12 protein-coding genes and 1 pseudogene are annotated in these 18426 nt (G+C 39.5%); 4 read left to right on the top strand and 9 right to left on the bottom strand.

Going from position 1 to position 18426, the window contains the following annotated elements:
* Positions 1-26 precede the first annotated feature (26 nt).
* A complete protein-coding gene (locus HDE68_RS14790) occupies positions 27-647 on the bottom strand; it encodes an NAD(P)-dependent oxidoreductase (RefSeq protein ID WP_183882990.1) in 621 nt (206 codons plus the stop codon).
* A 500-nt stretch (positions 648-1147) separates the two neighbouring features.
* Here HDE68_RS14790 and HDE68_RS14785 point away from each other — a divergent pair, with 500 nt between their 5' ends.
* The 3 genes and pseudogenes from HDE68_RS14785 to HDE68_RS26710 form a co-directional block, all read left to right on the top strand.
* On the top strand, positions 1148-1714 hold the full coding sequence (locus HDE68_RS14785; protein ID WP_183882989.1) for a nuclear transport factor 2 family protein: 567 nt from the start codon (positions 1148-1150) through the stop codon (positions 1712-1714).
* Positions 1715-1724: 10 nt separating this feature from the next.
* Positions 1725-2564, top strand: a complete 840-nt coding sequence (locus tag HDE68_RS14780; RefSeq protein ID WP_183882988.1) for an AraC family transcriptional regulator — start codon at positions 1725-1727, stop codon at positions 2562-2564.
* Between the two features lie 109 nt (positions 2565-2673).
* Positions 2674-2862, top strand: a pseudogene (locus HDE68_RS26710) (winged helix-turn-helix transcriptional regulator); the annotation flags it as partial.
* Here the strand turns inward: HDE68_RS26710 and HDE68_RS14770 are convergent.
* Positions 2784-3590: an alpha/beta hydrolase gene (locus HDE68_RS14770; protein ID WP_183882987.1), complete on the bottom strand. Its 807-nt coding sequence runs from the start codon at positions 3588-3590 to the stop codon at positions 2784-2786. The pseudogene HDE68_RS26710 and the gene HDE68_RS14770 sit on opposite strands and share 79 nt — an antisense overlap.
* An 85-nt stretch (positions 3591-3675) precedes the next feature.
* Here HDE68_RS14770 and HDE68_RS14765 point away from each other — a divergent pair, with 85 nt between their 5' ends.
* Positions 3676-4026, top strand: coding sequence for a winged helix-turn-helix transcriptional regulator (locus HDE68_RS14765; RefSeq protein ID WP_183882986.1), 351 nt, complete (start codon positions 3676-3678; stop codon positions 4024-4026).
* 102 nt (positions 4027-4128) lie between these two features.
* Here HDE68_RS14765 and HDE68_RS14760 read toward each other — a convergent pair whose 3' ends face one another.
* The 7 genes from HDE68_RS14760 to HDE68_RS14730 all read right to left on the bottom strand — a co-directional run bounded on the left by HDE68_RS14760 (position 4129) and on the right by HDE68_RS14730 (position 18426).
* A complete protein-coding gene (locus tag HDE68_RS14760; RefSeq protein WP_183882985.1) occupies positions 4129-5784 on the bottom strand; it encodes an MAC/perforin domain-containing protein in 1656 nt (551 codons plus the stop codon).
* A gap of 647 nt (positions 5785-6431) precedes the next feature.
* Positions 6432-8615, bottom strand: coding sequence for an alpha-galactosidase (locus tag HDE68_RS14755; protein WP_221300742.1), 2184 nt, complete (start codon positions 8613-8615; stop codon positions 6432-6434).
* Positions 8616-8666: 51 nt separating this feature from the next.
* On the bottom strand, positions 8667-12002 hold the full coding sequence (locus HDE68_RS14750) for a DUF5107 domain-containing protein (RefSeq protein ID WP_183882983.1): 3336 nt from the start codon (positions 12000-12002) through the stop codon (positions 8667-8669).
* A gap of 127 nt (positions 12003-12129) precedes the next feature.
* Positions 12130-13479: a sugar porter family MFS transporter gene (locus HDE68_RS14745; protein WP_183882982.1), complete on the bottom strand. Its 1350-nt coding sequence runs from the start codon at positions 13477-13479 to the stop codon at positions 12130-12132.
* An 82-nt stretch (positions 13480-13561) separates the two neighbouring features.
* Entirely contained in the window at positions 13562-14620 is a 1059-nt protein-coding gene (locus tag HDE68_RS14740) for an aldose epimerase family protein (RefSeq protein ID WP_183882981.1), read from the bottom strand.
* Positions 14621-14628: 8 nt separating this feature from the next.
* Positions 14629-16839, bottom strand: a complete 2211-nt coding sequence (locus HDE68_RS14735; RefSeq protein WP_183882980.1) for a hypothetical protein — start codon at positions 16837-16839, stop codon at positions 14629-14631.
* 12 nt (positions 16840-16851) lie between these two features.
* Entirely contained in the window at positions 16852-18426 is a 1575-nt protein-coding gene (locus HDE68_RS14730) for a RagB/SusD family nutrient uptake outer membrane protein (RefSeq protein WP_183882979.1), read from the bottom strand.

The raw sequence follows: 18426 nt of genomic DNA, 5'->3' as shown, positions 1-18426 counted from the left end.
AGATTTTATAAATGGTGATTTGTCATTTAACTGTTCACTATCGTGAGCGCCTGTCTTATATAGGTTTTAGTTTCCAATTGCTCCACCAGCCACACCGCCAGATCAGCCCTTGTAATCACATGTCCGGTTTGCGTTTTTCCTAGTACACGAACTTTTGCTGTCGCGGTTCCATCTGTTAGGATCGGCGGCCTTGCAATCACCCAGTCCATTTGACTCTGCCGGACAATTGTCTCCATGGCCGTCTTGTCTGCTATAACCCCGCGGAGAAAAGTTGGTAATACCAGTAGTCTGTACCACCATGATGAATGACTTTTACTCTCTGCTACACCCATCGCAGATACGACCAGCAGGAGCCGGGCTCCTGACTCTTCCATCAAAGTCACAATGTTGTGCATAATATTACGCTCAAGGGTTTGTGCCATCCAGGGGGCATTTCCGCCGATACATTCTATCACGGCTTCCTGGCAATTCATAGCACGGCGTACATCCATGATTTTCAATGCGTCACCGACTATCACCCTGACGCTGGCAGGAAAGGATAAACTGGCATGCCGGACCAGTACTGTTACTTCATGTCCACTGGCAATAGCACGGTCTACAACTAACCTGCCTGTTTTTCCATTTGCTCCAAATACAAGAACTTTCATCGTAAAAGCTCCCTTTCATTTGTTCTGATTGTTTTCTGAAAAATGCTTTCCAGATGAATTAGTCTATCTCGCTTTGCAGAATTACACATGCTGGCGATCTGGTCCCATTTCTGGAACTGAAAAAGTCTGGCAGCTTCTTTACCAGGTATGGAAGAAGCGCGGATTGTGGTTATAATTTTCATAGCTCAAAATTCCGGCTTATTGAAAATATATATTTGATTATTTCTTCGCTTCTCTTATACATTTCACTGCAATCTAATGAATTTGAAGACCTTAAACAGATTTACATGATCTGGTTTAACGCTCAATCTTTTGAATCAGCTTGTGATGAATGTTTTCTGCTGAGTGAATCAGATTTGAATCTGAAGTGGCCTTTTCAGAACAATAAAATAAGACTTTTTAGAAAAACAAAAAGCGGTAAACCGCAGTAATTTTGTTATGTGAAACATTTACTTTCTAAACTTATAGTTCTGAGGAGGACCTGTTCACTTAAAAAAAAAATGAAAAGAATATTTTATATTAGTTTAACAGTATTAATAACCAGTTTAAACGTTAAAGGACAAGACAAAATGGAAAATAGAAATATTGAGTTAGTCAACGGTAATATTGTGAGAAATGAAGATGTCGCCGATATCATGATGATAGAGCGTGTAATCACATTGACAGGAATGTATAGTGATTTCGGAATGTTTGATGAACAATTAAAGTTATGGGATGATGAAATCACTGTAGATTTTGGAGAAGTAAAGCCTCCGCAGGTAATGAAGGCTACAGATCTTGTTAACTGGGCAAAGGTTGCCTATAAAAATATTAAAGATCAACATATGTTTTTCAACTTTATTGTGAATGTAAAAGGGGATATTGCTAACTCAGTTTGTTATGGCAGGGCTTTACATGAACAAAAAGAAACTGGAGAAAAATGGTCAATCTATATCAGATACGAACATAGTTTTCGTAGAAAAGGAAATGGCTGGGTAATGACAAGGTTAAAAATGGAGCCAACTTTTCAAGAAGGTAATTCTGGTTTAATAGACCAGGAATATGAGAAAAATGTTAAAGTCAAATAGAGCTTAACCTATGGAATCGAAGATTGATATTCTGGTCTATAATTTTATGGATGTTTTTTATGGATGTATCATCCGGAATAGCAATATATGTGAAGAAAAAATTCCAAATCATACTTTAGTTTATCTTATTGATGGGGAACTGGTGATGGATATAAAAGATAAACGGATTATCTTTAAAAAGGGGGATGCATTTCTACTGCGCAGAAACCACTTACCCAGAGTAACTAAACGACTAGCTAAAAAAGATGGTCTTTTTAAAGGGATTTTTCTAGAACTAAGACCTGCATTTTTAAAATCTTTTGTCGCACAAAATAGAATTTCATTAGCCGGTCATATAGAAAAGAATAGAAATCTGACACATGAGATTCTGCCTAAACACCCATTCCTTAATGGTTTATTTCTGTCTTTGGAGCAGTATTTCGATAGTAATACGCACCCAACTGAAAAGTTGATGATCAATAAACTTAATGAGGCTGTTTTAGCATTACTGAAGGTCAGGCCTGAATTTGGTGACATGCTGTTTGATTTTGAAGATCCCTGGAAAATTGATCTGGAAAGTTTTATGCTCAAATATTTTAAATCAAATCTTTCGCTGAATGAATTTGCAAACTATACGGGCCGAAGCTTAACCACTTTTAAAAGAGATTTTAAGAGTCTGTTTAATGAAACTCCTAGTCGATGGGTAATGAAACAAAGATTAAAAGAAGCATATGATTTAATATCTCTTAAGCATGCTAAGCCTTCAGAAATTTATCTGGAAGTTGGTTTTAACAATTTCTCCCATTTTTCTGCCTCATTTATAAAAGAGTTTGGTCAATCTCCTTCATCTTTACTGGACGATCATGGTTAGATGAAAAGAACTGTTCTTTTCATCTAAGCTTCTTGTGAAAAGTTAATTAATATTAAGCCTTAAACTGTAATGTGGTGTTACGCACTTTTTAAATAAGGTTGGTGGTAAATGGAAAGTATTGATTATTTATGCTATTAGCCGTAATTGTAACCGTTTTAGTTCTTTGCAGCGTAATATTCCTGCCATTAGTAAGCAGATGCTGGTTAATGCTTGCGGAAATTATTTGAACGATGATAACAGTGCTGTAAGTTCATTTGGCATGCTGATCATTGCATCATGGCCAGTTTTAAGTTCATAATATTTCCACATTTTGTTCTTTTTGGTTCTCCTTGCAAACTGTTTAAGAACTGGTAGCTCCGGATCTGTACAGGCAATATATATGAGAGGCAGGTGATTGCCATAAGGATGTTTTAAGACTAATGGCTGAGTAAATGTTTTATAGGGTTGACTTGTTAAACTATCATCTGTCAATTTCACTGTAATACTGTCTTTTAAGCCAAACCATGTGCTTGAAGGGGGAGGGATGCTCAATCCTTTATCAAAATCCATAGCTTTTTTTGTAAAGTCATCCTGACTTTGTTTGGGGTTAACAGAAAATGTACTTTCTCCGTTCTCTGTCAGTACGGCATCAAGATATACCAGTTTCTCTAATCGCTCCGGAATTCTGTCTGCTACTCCGGCAATCACCACTCCACCATAGCTATGCCCAACCAGGATGACATGATGAAGGTTGTTCTTTACAATCAGGTTTACAATATCTTCGATATGGGTATTCAGATCGATCTGGTTATTCAGCATGTTTTTATTTTCTCCCAGTCCGCTCAGGGTAGGTGTATAAACAAGGCCACCTTCAGCACGAAGTTTTTTACTTACTTTCTGCCAGCACCAGCCACCATGCCAGGCACCATGAACCAGTACAAAAACAGGTTGCCCGGACTTATTTTGCGCATTAGAATTGAAGGTATTACTTATCAGAAGTAATACGATAAGATAAAATGAGATTGATCTAATTATACTTGTTTTCATATTGATTATTTTTGTGCAAACGTAGCTGATGCGGATAAAAATCACAATAACTCACCCCAAAGTGAGCTGATCTGATACTATAATTATGGCAAGTAAATTGAAAAATGGCACTACAAACGCATGTAATATTGGCGTCCTTTATGGCTCCTGTGAGGTAAATGAAATATTAAGAAACATTAGTCCAAGATGGAAGATGCAGGTTTTGCACAGTATAAAACATGGAATACGTCAATTCAGCCTGTTAAAAGAAGCTTTTCCGTCTCTTTCTGATCAGATACTGGGTAAAAGATTGTCTGAGCTGGTGATAGATGGATTAGTAGATAAAGCAGCAGTTGAAGGTACTGTACCTCAGCAGATAGTTTATACCACTACAAAAAAAGGGGAAGAACTGCTTAAAGTTATCGATGATCTGCACCAGTGGGGAATGCGCTGGTAGGAAAACAAAAGCGTTAAATTTATGAATTGATCAGTTGAAGATATATAAAAGCCAGGGTTAAGTAATGATACCTTAACCCTGGTTTCACCAACCTGGATTGGCTTATAAACCTACTATGGTATAATTCAGAAGTTCTGCAAATGAAATGCTTGTTGCAGGCATACTGTTAACCCAGTTGCGCATGCCATAGGTATCCAGTACATAATCATCATGGATAGAAAGTGCATATTTCTTTCCACCTCCCGAATATAAAAGATAAGTTGTTTTTGTCTTGTCATGATAAAATTTACGCATCGTATTCTCGTCTATTCCAGCGAGAGAAACCACCGGTACACTACTGGTTTCAGGAACAAAATAGTCCCCGCCAGCTAGATAAGTTACATCAAAAAAGGGTTTTTTCCGTGCCACATATGCTTTATGAAGCTCAGCTGGGAAATCTTTTCTGGGTTGCAGCATGTCGGTTGGCGTAATATTGATAAATTCACCAAACCGGGTAAATAAAAACATGGAGAACACCGTATTCACTCCTCCGCGATCTCCCGGAGGATAGGTAGGTCTGATCCATATCACAGGCTTTACTAATTCTTTTCGGCTCAGTATAGTTTCAGGGTTCTTTAGGTATTGCTGAATTGATTTCTTGAAATTTTCTTCCAGTACAAAGTCACTGATAGGATTCAGGCCACCTTCATTTATTCCAATCAGATTATACTTGGAGCGGTCATTTAGGGAGCTCACCCATTCTCCCAAATTGATATTAATATCTTCAATTTTTTTAGGGACTGTAAATGCTCCTAATCCTTTATTTCCACCGATTGTCTGGATTGATAAATTCAATTGCGTAATATTATGTGCCTCAGCCGAGGATTCTCCACTTCCATTTGCAAAGCCAAAGTCACCTCCAATCTTTCCATCACCATCCTTTTTAATTTTAAATCCAAAAGAGGCGTTGATAGATCCATCCATTGCTTTTTCTTTGCTTTCGCTTGTTGTCGTTCTATTATCCGTTCCAATATACATTGCAGTTGCTTTCCCGCCTGTATAATATCTTGCCAGTACAAACGCTCCGTAATTACGTAGGAATTCACCTCTTGAGCTATTATTAACTTCGCTAAAGAAAGTTGGGCTCAGATAATTCTCCAGGATATTTCTGCGTACATTTTCTGAAGATAATAGGGAATAAGATGAGCCTTTTACTTCAACATTCAATTCTCCAAAAACTTTATTGCTTTCATTCACTACTGATGATGAGAATATAGTTGTCCATTTGTTTTTTGCCCCAAAACTAAAAAGCCCCAGATTAACACTGAAACCACCTGATATAGTCTTATTGGAATTGTTTTTTTGCTCATAGCGATCAAATGAAGCAAAGGATGAACTTGTTGCCGTAACGATATCGACGTTCAATGGGGTATAATAATCCGGATGTTCCTGTAACAACCGTTCAATATCTATGACTTTGAAACTTACATTTTCGGGGGTTACGATAATGCTGCCGTCACCACGATAAGATCTGCCCAGGTAATATTCTGGCTGTAAAGGTTCTGGAAGTGCAAGGGGGATAGTTAATGCTGATTTGCCGGGATTTAATTCTTTAGAACTCAGGATAATTTTGCCAGTGCCGGAACGCTCAGATATTACCTGCACGTCTTTGAAGAGTTCGGGTTCTGAATTAGAATTTGTGCCTGGATTGAGAGCGTCCTTGTGACAGGAAGAGAGTGCAAAAAGGGCAATAATTAATGATTTGGTTGAAATTTTCATTTTTTAAGAGTGTTTTAAGGTAGGTTATTAGTTAATCTTAGTTATTCTGTTTTTCTATATGTTAGATCTCTTTTAATGATGTAAATGATTTTTTATTATAGTTTTAGCTAATATAAAATTTAAATATTATTTTTTATATTAACTTAATGTTTGTTTATATTAAAATTGGCGTAAATATAGCTTGAGCGCGTATTTGTTATTTCTGATATGTGATTGTTTGGTGAATGAAGGTTAAAATATCTGCTTACGGTTTCCCGTAAGTGAAATATAGCGGATATGTATATTTTTGTTATCAAGTATTAATTAAACTATATAAAACTTAATAATGGAAAATTTAATCACTGTGATAATCGTAATAGGGTTCTGTGTTTTATTATTTCTGGTCTTAAGACAGGTAATGTTATGGTACTGGAAAATTGATATAATTGTTAAAAATCAGGAAATGACTAATCAACTCCTGGCAAACAATAATACATTATTGAATGAACAACTATCTTTTATGAAATCTTCGCTTAAACCAGAGCAGGAACCAGCGGCAGAAATAATTTAAAATCCAACCGGGAAATATCACATCCCTGCGTTGTAAAAAATCAAAGATGGCTAAGCCATCTTTGAAAAATTTAATAAACAGATCTTTGCAACCTGTTTTAGTTTACCGCATCAATCTTTAAAACCACACTGGTTCTACTGCTTCTCAGCTCAGGATTAAAACCAACTTTCATCAGAAAATCACCCGTATAAACCTGATTGGCATCAATTGGGGAACGCACACCCGGATACAGATTAATCTCTTTAATCGTATATTTTTTAGCCGCATCCAAACCATTTAAAAGAATGGGAAGTTTGCTGCCCTCATCATACCTGTTATTCACCAGGTAATTAAAGATAACCCCTGATGTTTTCTGTGTATCCATATAAAGTACTGAAGCCGTATTGCCTTCACGCGGATCTGCCAGTCTGTACTGATCTCCATGCCAGATCACATCTTTAACCGCATTGTAATTCACAATAGCCGTTTTACCAAACTCAAGATCATTCGCACTTAAATGGCTAATTACAATGTCAAAACCCAGCTTCCCCATCATAGCTACATCAGTACGGAACTTAAGCGGCTGTTTGCCCCAGTCTGTCACATGATTGGCACTGCTGATAGATGGGTAGAAATAAGAATATTCCCATTGCATAAAAATACGTTCCAGCGGATCGGTATTATCACTTGGCCAGTATTCTGTAAAATATTGAAGGGCATTATAATCTACTCTTCCGCCTCCGCCAGAACACAGCATCATCGGAACCTTTGGATATTTAACCCGGATTCTTTCCAATACTTTATTTAAACCACGCATATACGCTATATAAAAATGAGACTGGTTTTTTAATGTAGCAGAATAAGCATTGTAAATGACCGCGTTACAATCCCATTTGATATAAGCAAGTTCCGGGTTTTTGGTGAAAAGATCATCCACTACCCCATAAACAAAATCCTGTACCTTAGGATTACTCAGATCAAGTACCAGTTGATTCCTGAAATAATACTCTTCCCTTTTATTTTGTTTCACAACCCAATCCGGATGTTTTTCATACAATTCGCTTTTCGGGCTTACCATTTCCGGTTCAATCCAGATCCCAAACTTCACCTGGTTAAGCCCGGCTGTCTTAACAATAGAAGCTATACCATTTGGAAGTTTCGTTTTGTTCTCCTGCCAGTCTCCCAAACCTGTATGGTCATCATTCCGCGGATATTTATTGGCAAACCATCCATCATCCAGTAAGAACAGGTCCACGCCTAATTTCTTAGTATCCTTTAACAGTTCTTTCAGTTTGTTTTCATTGAAATCAAAATAAGTAGATTCCCAGTTATTCAGTAAAGTGAGCCTTTCACCGTTCCCGTCCAATAATTTGTAATCCCTTGCCCAGCGGTGCAATTTTCTGCTGGCTTCACCTTTACCATGAGCAGACAAGGTATAAATGAATGCTGGCGTAGTAAATTCTTCTGCAGGTTTTAAAGTATAAGGAGAGGCGTAATTATTAATACCGGAAATAATCTTTAAGTTATCCTGATTATCCAGTTCAAAATCAGTTCTGAAATTTCCGCTATAGGCTAAAGAGCCAAACAGTACAGTTCCCTCATTTTCGGTCGCTGGCTTGTCTAAAGAAACCATAAAAACAGAAGGCTGGAATAAATTAGTACGTGTCCCGAGTTTACTGTCTAATGTTTTAATGCCATGTGTAATCCTGGTCTGTTCGGGCTGCATTTCTTTAGCCCAGTCTCCATGATACTGGTTCAGCCAGTATTTGCCGGCTCTTAAATATAGATTTGCAGAAGCATATTTAGAAAGGATAACATTACCTTTCTCCTGATGGGTAATTACACTCCACTGTTCTATTACATCATCCCTGAAATAGGTTTTATAAAATAAAGTCACCTGAAAATTATAAGCCGGATCTTTAAGTAAAATGCGTAACAGCGTGACATCAGCGCTTATTCTTGTTTGCTCATGACTTACATAACGCAGATCCAGTGAGTTATTACCATCCGCATGGGTTACGGTAATTGCAGGTTCCAGCAGGTTTCTTGAACCCGATGTCGTGTAAACAGAAGCCAGTTCGCCTGTATAATCAGGACTTTGTTTATACAAACCTGGTATCCGGTCATATTCCTTCTGCTGAAGCAATTTCTTTCCAAAGTAAATTGTATTCAGATGTCTGCTGGAGTCAGTTTGTAACACCAGCGCATTGTTAAAGGTCTCTATCGGAATATTTATTTGCTGTGCTTTGAGTTGTGTACCCGTAAGTAACAACAGGCCCAGACATAGTTGATTAAGCTGCATTTTTGTCATTTAAATTTACAAAGCGGTTAATTTGACTAAAGCGGTTACTGCTTAAAAAGCATTGGCTTCTTTTAGCAGGTCCAGTTGTGTTTTTGCACCCTGATGTGATGCATCCAGTTCCAGTACCTTTGCTAATGCTGTTTTGGCTTCTGCTGTTTCTTCTAATCCTAAATGACCTAAACCTTTGATAAAATAACAATGTGTCCGGTTTCTAAGCGCTAAATCGGCCTCAAAGATTAGCAGATCGGGTAGTGAAACAGCAAAGTAATCAATCTTAACCCGGTCATTCAGGTGCTTGTTTCCATAGACAACCAGTTTATTGAATATATCAGTGGCTTTGTTATGGTCACCAAGTTTTTTCCAGGCCAATCCCTGGTAAAAGATCTGATCAGGTTGCTGATCATTATAAAACATCGCTGCTGACGGCTGGTCCAGGCCTACAGTTGCTTTGCGGAAATATACCGCCGCATTTTCTTCCTGTTTCAATCCTTCAAAAGCACATCCCAGCCAGTAAAAGATATCATTTTCCTGTGCACCGAATAATTTCCCTTCGCCAAGGTTATGCGGATAATACTGTACCTGCTCCAGCAATTCAATGGCCTTTTCATATTGCGCATCAGTAATCAATTCTTTGGCCAGTTGTACCAGGCTGTAAATATACTGGCCTGATACTTTTCCTTCACCACCTTCCCAGGGATGAAACTGTCTGCTAAGGATCTGATCCAGGGCTTGCTGATACTGACCAGTCAGATTCAGTAAAGTAATGCGCTCCAGATAGAGATCATCCCTTAGATCTGCAACATCACCGTGCCGGGCTAAAAATTGAAGACGTTGTCCGGCAGAATCATTTAACCTTTTGTTCAGCTGATCAAGTTCCATCAGTATACGTGCATCAGATGGGTCAAGCGAAAATGCTTTTTCAAAAAACTGTAAGGCTTTGTGCGCTTTATTCAGCTTATTGAAATAGGCAATTCCAAGATTTCGCAGCACAGTAGGGAAGGTGTCATCCAATTTAACAGACTGTTCCCAGTAGGATATGGCCTGCATATATTGTCTTTTATCATAAAAGAGATTACCCAGGTAATAAGGTGCTTTAGGATCGGCAGGATTCAGTTCTATAGCCAGTAACAATACCCTGATATCTTCTAACCTGTTTGGGAAACAAAGATAAGAATCTGCTGCTGCTGCCTTCAAAAACCATTGTTTAGCTTCCTGCTGCTGCTGAAGTTCGTTCGCAAACCAGCCAAGATAATAATAAACCAGCGGGCTGGTACCTGTTTCGTGAATAGCATGACTTAAAAAATTCGCTGCTTCTGTATATAATCCGGCAGCTGCATAATCTATCGCATAGGCAATGAAATTTTGTGCTGCCCCTCTTGAAAGTTTGAAGAGTTCTGCTAAGGCTGTTTTTGCCTGGTCATTTTGTTGAAACTGCTGATGCGTTAATACTTTTTCGTACCAGGCACCCAGGTTAAAAGGATCTCTTTCCAGGGCCTGTTCGCAGACAAAGAAAGCCTTTTCGAAATTCCCCTGCTGACGATAGGCTGCTGCTTTTAAAACATAAGCTTTACTATGATTTGCATTGCTGTCTAAGGCCAGCTGAATATGTTCTAAAACAAGTTCCAGATCACCTCTTGACATATCTATCTGTGCTACAGCAAAAAAGCCGGTATCTTTCCATGTCTTACTCCAGGTAGCTTTATAGAAATGCTGGTAAGCCTCTTCCTGCTGATCCTGATAGCTTAAGCAAAGTGCAAGATTGTAATAGGGTTCACTGTCATAAGGATTAGGATTTCTCTGTGTAATGGTGGCGATTGCAGTTCTGAAATAAGCTTCACTTTTAGTAAACATCCCTCTCCTTAAATACCATAGACCCAGTGCATTATTGCTTCTGATATCTTTAGGGTCTTTCTCAATCGCCTTTTCATAATAAGGAACAGGGCTGTAGGTGGCATGGCGGTACTGTTCTAAATGCTGACCAGTTAAAAACAACTGTTCGTTACTTTCTATTTCAGCAGGTTCAAGTGCTGGTTTTGCCGGCTCAGGTATTTCATTTTTCCTGTTTTTTGCCGGCTCATACCGAAGTAATTCTTTCCCTTGTGCAGAGGTGATAATTAGTAATAACCTATCTGCATCCATTGATTCCTTAACTTTGATCTGCTGCTGGAAAACTTCCTCAGGAATGATGGTCTGCTGCGCATGAAATAAGTTTTCATCCTGATAAGAAAGCGTAATATTGATGTTTTCCTGTACTGAGGTGACATATATTTTTAAGTCTGCTTTGTCCCCATGTTTATCAATAGCCAGCAGGATATCTTTATTTGCATTTTTAACCACCCCCAGCTCCCTGTATGGCATGAAGTACTGTGTAAACTCTTTTTGTTCATTAGGCATTAACCAGCTAAAATCAGGCTGATTGTCTGTAAACATTCCGGTCATGAGTTCAATATATGGTCCGTCCTCATCCGTTAGATTTCTATCCCATGCCTGCCCAAAATCACTATGTCCCCAGGTCCATTGTTTTTTACCGGGCGAAACATGATGATTGGCCACATGGAGTAAGCCTGCAGCAGTATCATGTTCATAACCTCCAACAAAATCATAAGCAGAATTGATGGCCATATACGAAGTTGGAACTGGTATATTTTTGTACATAGAAATATCAGTACCAGGTGCGTAATCTACTTTGTAATAAGTTCCGGTAGCAATAGGGAAGGCCGATACATCTCTTTTTCCATGATCAAAAACAGCGTTTACATCGGGCGGGAAAACAGACTGATAATAGTCATTTACTTTAACAGCAGGGTTTGCCCACCAGAGAAAGGTCTGAGGCAATGCCGAGCGGTTCAATAATTTTGCTTTGATTTCTATATAGGCTTTATCCGGATATAAAGTAAAACCAGCCATCCCTTTGGTATGAAACATCTGCTCCAGTTCATTTACCCAGACCGTTTTACTGCCATCCGTATTTTCTTCAATTTTATAGTCTATGGCATCAAATGTACTTGGACGGTGATGCTGCGGCCAGTTAAACTCTATACCTCCTGAAATCCAGGGGCCGGTTAATCCGACCAGTGCAGGTTTAATGACCTGGTTATAATAAATAAAATGTCTTTGTTTGATTTTATCAAAGGCCATCTGTATCCTTCCGCCAAGCTCTGGCAAAATCATAATTTTCAGGTACCTGTTTTCTAAAAACAAGCCTGTATATTCTTTGTCTACCTTTTCGTCATAGATTTTCTCTACAACCGCATTCGGATAAACAACACCGCTGCTTCCCTGGTAAATCCGTTTCTCAAAAAACATAGGGTTTTTCTCTGGTTTTCCAATCCCATAAGTAGGTATGATCACCTGTTCTTCCCAAACGTTTACATACAATTGTTCCATTCGATTATTTTTTATTTGATATAAATTATCCCATAGTAAGGCAATCAAAAAGACAGTTGTCCTGTTTTTATTGCCTGATATTGCCTCTGGAAATGTTTTTTAACCTGATGAATTGATCTTTATCGGGTTAGTGCCTGATTAGATTATCTTCCAGTTCTTCGAGCGTCTGCCCTTTAGTTTCTTTTACCTTTTTTCTGATGAATAGAAATCCTGCAAAACAGATAGCAGCATATAAATAAAATGGGCCATAAGTACCCAGTTTTTCGGCTAGTATAGGAAAGGTAAATACGAGGATAAAATAAGCGCCCCAAAGCGATACAATAGCTACTGATGAAGCCACTCCGCGTATTTTATTAGGAAAGATCTCAGAAATCAATACCCAGGTGACAGGTGCCAGCGAAATCGCATATAAACTGATCGCTATTAAAACAAAAATAGAGACCATACCTGCCGGATATTGATGCTGAAGCAGGAAAGCCAGGATGATATAAACCACAGACAGACCCAGGGAGCCAAAAAGCATTAAGGGTCTGCGCCCCAATTTATCTACCTGCCACATAGCCAGCAGTGTAAATACCAGGTTGACCATGCCAATTGCAATCGTTTCAAAAAGCTGGCGGTCTAAATTAGCACCAACTGATTCGAAAATGGTTGAGGTATAGTTGAATACAACATTTATTCCACAGAATTGTTGAAAAATGGCCAGGGTAATTCCAACCATAACTGCCGGACGTACACTTTTTTCAAATACATTTTTATAAGATTGTTTTTTCGGAGAGCCGTCCAGCGATTTGTTGATCGCTGTTAAAGTGGTTTGTACAAATGAAGCAGAGCCGATTTTATTCAGGACCTGTATTGCTTTTTCCTGCTGACCATCTTTAAGCAGCCATCTTGGGCTTTCAGGCAGCCAGATTACCCCAATCAGAAAAATGACTGAAGGGATAGTTCCCAGACCAAACATCCAGCGCCAGGCATCCGGTCCAATATCTGCCAGGAAATAATTAACCATATTGGTTACGAGTATACCGATAACCACAGTTAATTGATTAATAGCCACATTTCTGCCACGTACTTTTGCCGGGGAAACTTCGGCAATATACATAGGACATAACATGGAGGCCATACCAACACCTATTCCCGCTCCGAAACGCATGATTACAAAAAATGTTAAACCAGTTGACAACGCAATTCCAACTGAGGAGATTGCGAATATGAGTGCTGCAAGCATTAAACCTGGTCTTCTGCCGTATTTATCAGCCATTTTGCCTGCAATTAAACAGCCCACAATACAGCCAAGAGCGAGAGAGCCAGTTAAAAAACCTTCCCACCAGGAGTTCAGCATAAATTCGGTTCGTAAAAAGGGCAGGGCGCCTGAGATAACAGCAAAGTCAAATCCAAATAAATATCCGCCAAGAGCAGAGATAAAGGAAATGCCAATAATGTAACGGCTATTAAATGTAATGGTTTCTTCGCGCATAAATGATTCGTATTTGGTTTTATAAATATCTTTGTTTTAGCCGGATAAAAAATAGCAGATTATCTTTAATAGATGGACAATATTATGATTCTGGACAGCTGTTGCCAGTACTGAATTTCAAATGGATATACTGTTGATAGTGCATGCCCGGTTCCAGTACAGCTGATGGGAAATTTGCATGGTTTGGGCTGTCCGGATAATCCTGGCATTCAATACATAAGCCGTCAAAAGGTTGGTAAGGAACTCCATGGTATCCTGGTAAAGTGCTGGTTAAATAATCTCCTGTATATAACATTAACCCGGGGTAAGAAGTCCTGATTGTTAAGCTACGTCCGGTAGCAGGATGTGATAAAACCGCTGCTTTTCTGCAGGAATTAAGCGGATTGAAAATATAAAAAGTATTCAATCCTTTAAGATCAGCCCCTGCTAAACAGGTTTCAATCTTCTGCCCTTTAAAAGTGAGTGTGCCTGCCGGAATGATCTTTCCAGTAGGGAGGTAAGCTGCATCAGCTTCTAAAACATGCGCTGACTCAATTTGTAACTCGTGCGCCATTATTCCGGAAGATTCACTACTCAGGTTAAAATAGGCATGATTAGTGAAATTAACTACCGTTTTCCGGTCTGTTTGTGCTGAATATTGAATGCGCAGCTCATCTTCGTTACTGAAACTATAACTGACTATAAAATTTAAATTCCCCGGATAGCCGCCCTCACCATCCTTACTGTTTAGCATGAAGTGAATTTCATCGTCCAGTATATTAAAATCAAAGATTTGAGTGTTGAATCCACTAAAGCCGCCATGATTGGTGTTTGCCCCATCATTTTTCTCTAGTTTAAATGTTTCATCGTTAAGTTTAAAACTGGCATCAGAAATCCGGTTAGCAAAGCGGCCAACAGTAGAACCGATATAACAGTGGTCTTGTAAATAACCTTCAAAACTGTCAAAGCCTAAAATTACATTTCCAGGGTTCCCCAAACGATCCGGTACTACGATTGCCGCTAAAGTAGCCCCGTAATTGATCAGCTCGACAAATGAGCCCTTATTATTCTGTATTCTGAAACGGAAAATTTTCTGTCCCTGGTAAGTTGCCCAGTGCTGGTAAGAAACTTTGGGATTGTTCTCTACTTGTTTATAGTGCATCTGTTATCTCAATTTACCGGAACCAGTTTGATCAATAAGGCATCACCTGTCTTTGCAGTCAGGACAAATGAATCCTGTCCTTTTTCTATTTTACCCAGTACTGCATCCGTCATAAAGTCCTTTAGAAGATATTCTTTATCCAAAAGGCCGATCTCTGCACGTAACCATTTCCTGTTATAGATCTTTTGGAGGTCAAAATTGAACATCGAAATTAATGGAGTGGCTGCTTTCAGATAAAAAGACAATTGCTGGTCAAAACTCTCTCCATCAGCAAAATTCATTGGCGTAAATGCCCTGGGGGCGCTAAAAAATAAATTTAAGTCCTTATTATCCAGATAAATCTTTGCCCTTTCAGCAGCCAGTTTATTTCTGAAATCAGATCCGTCACCTAAAATACTTCCCATCGTCATCATTGCATAAAGCCGTACTTTAACTTCCTTTTCGGTCAGATCAGGGTTTTTCTGAAAGTTCTTCATTATACTTACATCCAGGTTCGTATAAGGCCAGAGCGTACCTTGTACCCACCATAAATGTGAGCCGGCAGCCATAGAGGCCTGTGTACTTCCGTAATGCGGAAAACCTTTCTGATCGTCACGCAGATGAGAATAGACATCGGTAGAAATAAACCGGGTATGTGCATACTGATGCGGAAACACCGGAGAAATTGCCTGTGTAATAAAAATGTCGGGCCCAAGGATAGAATCTGTCAGTGATTTAAGCATTTTCATTCCCTGGTTATAGGCCTGCATGCCTGTACGTACTTTAGGATCATATCTTTTGGTAGATTCTAATGCACCTGCAGTCAGAAAGTCTATTTTCAGAAACCTGGCACCAATAGCTTTAGCTTTTTCCAATTGATTGATAATAAACAACCGGATGGCCGGATGGGTTGGGTCCATTGCATAAGCACCCCATTCTCCATCCTTATAGGCAATGGGCTCTCCGTTTTTATCCCGCAGTACCACATCTCTTAAAGTGTATTCAGAGCCTGGAATTTTATTGTCGAATGAGTTTTTCCAGTTCCACATCGCAAAGGGGATAAAATAGAAACCCATCTGCTGATTTTTCTTTTTCGCATATTTCCCGAATGAACTGAGCAGATCAGTCGTATAAATAGACTGGTCATATGAATCAATACTCAATACAGGTTTTGAATACGCATTGAAATTAGACAGCGTTTGCAAAAAGTCAGTGATCTTGCCAAGATCTTTAGGCATCATTACCCCCGAATTGCCTAAAACACCTTCTACGCCAAAGCTATTCCAGTAAACAGGTGCGCTGCCTTTCCATTCCAGTTTGCCATTCCGACTCACATTAGCTTCCCCATAAGCCAGAAAGGCTTTTCTCACATCTTTTAAGCCGCAGAGATAAATCACCGGCGAACTCACCATTTTCCCGGTCATTGTACCATGACTGGTATGGTCATGTGTACCATCAAGTCCTCCATAGGCGGGTTTCAAAGAAGAATTATCTTCAGTTGCTGCTCCGCCATAAATCTTTAACGAATCTGTCAGGCCAGTCTGTTTTGCTGCGCGGTAAACGATGCCTGTTTTCCAGAAGTCGTGTGTTAAACTTCCCATAACCAGTCCAGCCAAAGTCTGGTTGTCGTAAACGGCTGCATACTCGTAACTGATTCCATTAAATACAGTATGGTCTGTGTTTCCCCATTGGCGTTCCAGTATATTTACCCAGTTGTCATTATCAAAAGGGACATCAAGCAGACGCGGCTGTTTTCCGGGTTGAAATAAGCGGCCCTTTTGAGTAGGGGTAACCACCAGCGGGCTGATATCCCTGGTTTCTAAAACCTGTTCCTGTCTGGTAGCTACTGCTTTTAAGTCCGTAAATAGATAAGGCTGATCCTGGTACAGGGTGATTTGCTGGATTAAAGTAATCCCCTGGTCATTGCCACTGTGCGTCAGGATAAGTTTTATACCCTTTCCTATACGGTCTGTGAAAGTTTCGGTAGTTGCCTGATGTAATTTGCAGGAGCCTGTAGAAAGTAACCCTGTCTGGATCTCATTGATTTCGGCGGTGGTATTGCTTAAAACAACACCACCGTCAAAATAATAAGATACGCTTCCGGTTTTAAAATTGGCTGTTACCTTAGCAGTTTGGTTATGTACCACCAGGCTGTCATTTGTTCTGCTGAGCTGCTGGGTATAACCTTGAAAAGACAAGGATAAAAGCAATAGGGAAAATAAATAGATCTTGCTGTTCATTTGCTTTTTTTTTTAATATCCGGGATTCTGACTATTCAGGTTTAAGGCCTGGTTGTTTTGTAATTCTGCCAATGGGATTGGGTATAGATTGTTCTTGTCAGATACATTTTGCGCAGGATGAGGATCTGTTGTAGTATTGTTTAAAGCCATATAATAAGCCTTTGGATTGTTATAAGCCATTACTTTCTGGACTAATGTCCCTGTTCTTTTCAAATCAAACCAGCGCCAGCCTTCACCACCCAGTTCACGGCTGCGTTCATCCAGCAATTCGGCACGTAATTCGGTTTGAGAGGGGATATGACCCAATGCTGTTTGCAGTTCAGATAACCCTGCACGGCTGCGTACTTTGTTTAATGGGACTAGGGCAGGTGTAGTCTGTGAAAGCTCATTCAGTACCTCTGCATACATTAAAAAAACATCTGCTGCCCGCAGGTAATACAAGTTTTTGCCCGAATTGCTGATATCAATATCTGCACTGGTAATATCATATTTTTTCAGCGTCGGTAAACCTGGGTCTATCCACCAGCTCATCTTTTGGCCATTGCCGTCATAGCGGTCATAATTGATAGAAACGGGATATCTTTTATCCTTTGCTTTATCAAAAACAAGGTCAGCATAAAAATGGGTAGAGGTTACGATTGAGCCACCGTTACCAGGGGTATGGTTGTTAAAAGTTGTAAAAGGTATGGTCGGGCCGGCGTAAGAACCAAACAGATTTTGCAGGCTCTGGGTATTACCCGATTCTGTAGAATACTGAATCTCGAAAATTGACTCTGCGTTGTTCTCATGTTTGCCATCAAAAAGATCAGCATATTCTGGCAACAAGGTCAGTCCCGGAAGCACTTCTTCAAATGTTGTTTTGGCTTGCTGATAATCATGCAGTGTCAGGTATACTTTTCCAAGTAATGTTTTGGCTGCTTCTACACTTGCCCTGCCAGGTTCAGGGTTTTTATTTCTGGTCCAGCAGTTTGAGCCCGCAAACTTTAAATCAGAGATGATTTGGGCATAAACATCTGTCACGGGCGATCTTTTGACACCTTCCGAAAAAGACATGTTTTCAAGTCGCAGGGGAATATCGCCATAGAGCTGTACCAGTTGAAAATAAAACAAGGCACGCATAAAATAAGCTTCTCCCAATAAGCGGTTCTGTAAAGATACATCGGCAAAATTCTTGATCTTAGGGATGTACTGAATTGCATAATTAGCATTGGCAATCCCCTGGTAAGATGTTCTCCAGTAGCCGGTGACCCCGTTATTCTGACTGCTGAACTGAATGTCATAAACATCCAGACCAGTAACCCCTGCCCAATAAGCTCCATATCCCTGACTTTGGTAGGTGCAGCGGGCTTCATCAGTACCAATAATTCCGATCAGCGCATAATCCGAAGATTTTAAGCTCTGTAGTTGTTTGTATATACCTGTTATACCAGCGATAGCGCCAGGCTGGTCTTTATAAACCTGTTCTGCGCCCAGAAAAACTTCGGGCGTATAATCCAGTGCTTTCCGGCAACTCCCCATAACCATTACCAGTGTGCTGGTAATCAGTATAATCAAAACTGTATTTAATCTGTTATTGAAAAATTTCAT

Origin of the sequence: Pedobacter cryoconitis (assembly GCF_014200605.1) — a bacterium.
Taxonomy (GTDB): Bacteria; Bacteroidota; Bacteroidia; order Sphingobacteriales; family Sphingobacteriaceae; genus Pedobacter; species Pedobacter cryoconitis_B.
The sequence above is the reverse complement of the archived record's forward strand: the minus strand, read 5'-3'. Positions and strand labels throughout refer to the sequence as shown.

Coding starts and splice junctions, on each gene's coding strand:
- HDE68_RS14785 (WP_183882989.1), top strand. CDS start 1,148: ATGAAAAGAATATTTTATATTAGTTTAACAGTATTAATAACCAGTTTA.
- HDE68_RS14740 (WP_183882981.1), bottom strand. CDS start 14,620: ATGCACTATAAACAAGTAGAGAACAATCCCAAAGTTTCTTACCAGCAC.
- HDE68_RS14730 (WP_183882979.1), bottom strand. CDS start 18,426: ATGAAATTTTTCAATAACAGATTAAATACAGTTTTGATTATACTGATT.
- HDE68_RS14770 (WP_183882987.1), bottom strand. CDS start 3,590: ATGAAAACAAGTATAATTAGATCAATCTCATTTTATCTTATCGTATTA.
- HDE68_RS14760 (WP_183882985.1), bottom strand. CDS start 5,784: ATGAAAATTTCAACCAAATCATTAATTATTGCCCTTTTTGCACTCTCT.
- HDE68_RS14790 (WP_183882990.1), bottom strand. CDS start 647: ATGAAAGTTCTTGTATTTGGAGCAAATGGAAAAACAGGCAGGTTAGTT.
- HDE68_RS14735 (WP_183882980.1), bottom strand. CDS start 16,839: ATGAACAGCAAGATCTATTTATTTTCCCTATTGCTTTTATCCTTGTCT.
- HDE68_RS14755 (WP_221300742.1), bottom strand. CDS start 8,615: ATGCAGCTTAATCAACTATGTCTGGGCCTGTTGTTACTTACGGGTACA.
- HDE68_RS14765 (WP_183882986.1), top strand. CDS start 3,676: ATGGCAAGTAAATTGAAAAATGGCACTACAAACGCATGTAATATTGGC.
- HDE68_RS14745 (WP_183882982.1), bottom strand. CDS start 13,479: ATGCGCGAAGAAACCATTACATTTAATAGCCGTTACATTATTGGCATT.
- HDE68_RS14750 (WP_183882983.1), bottom strand. CDS start 12,002: ATGGAACAATTGTATGTAAACGTTTGGGAAGAACAGGTGATCATACCT.
- HDE68_RS14780 (WP_183882988.1), top strand. CDS start 1,725: ATGGAATCGAAGATTGATATTCTGGTCTATAATTTTATGGATGTTTTT.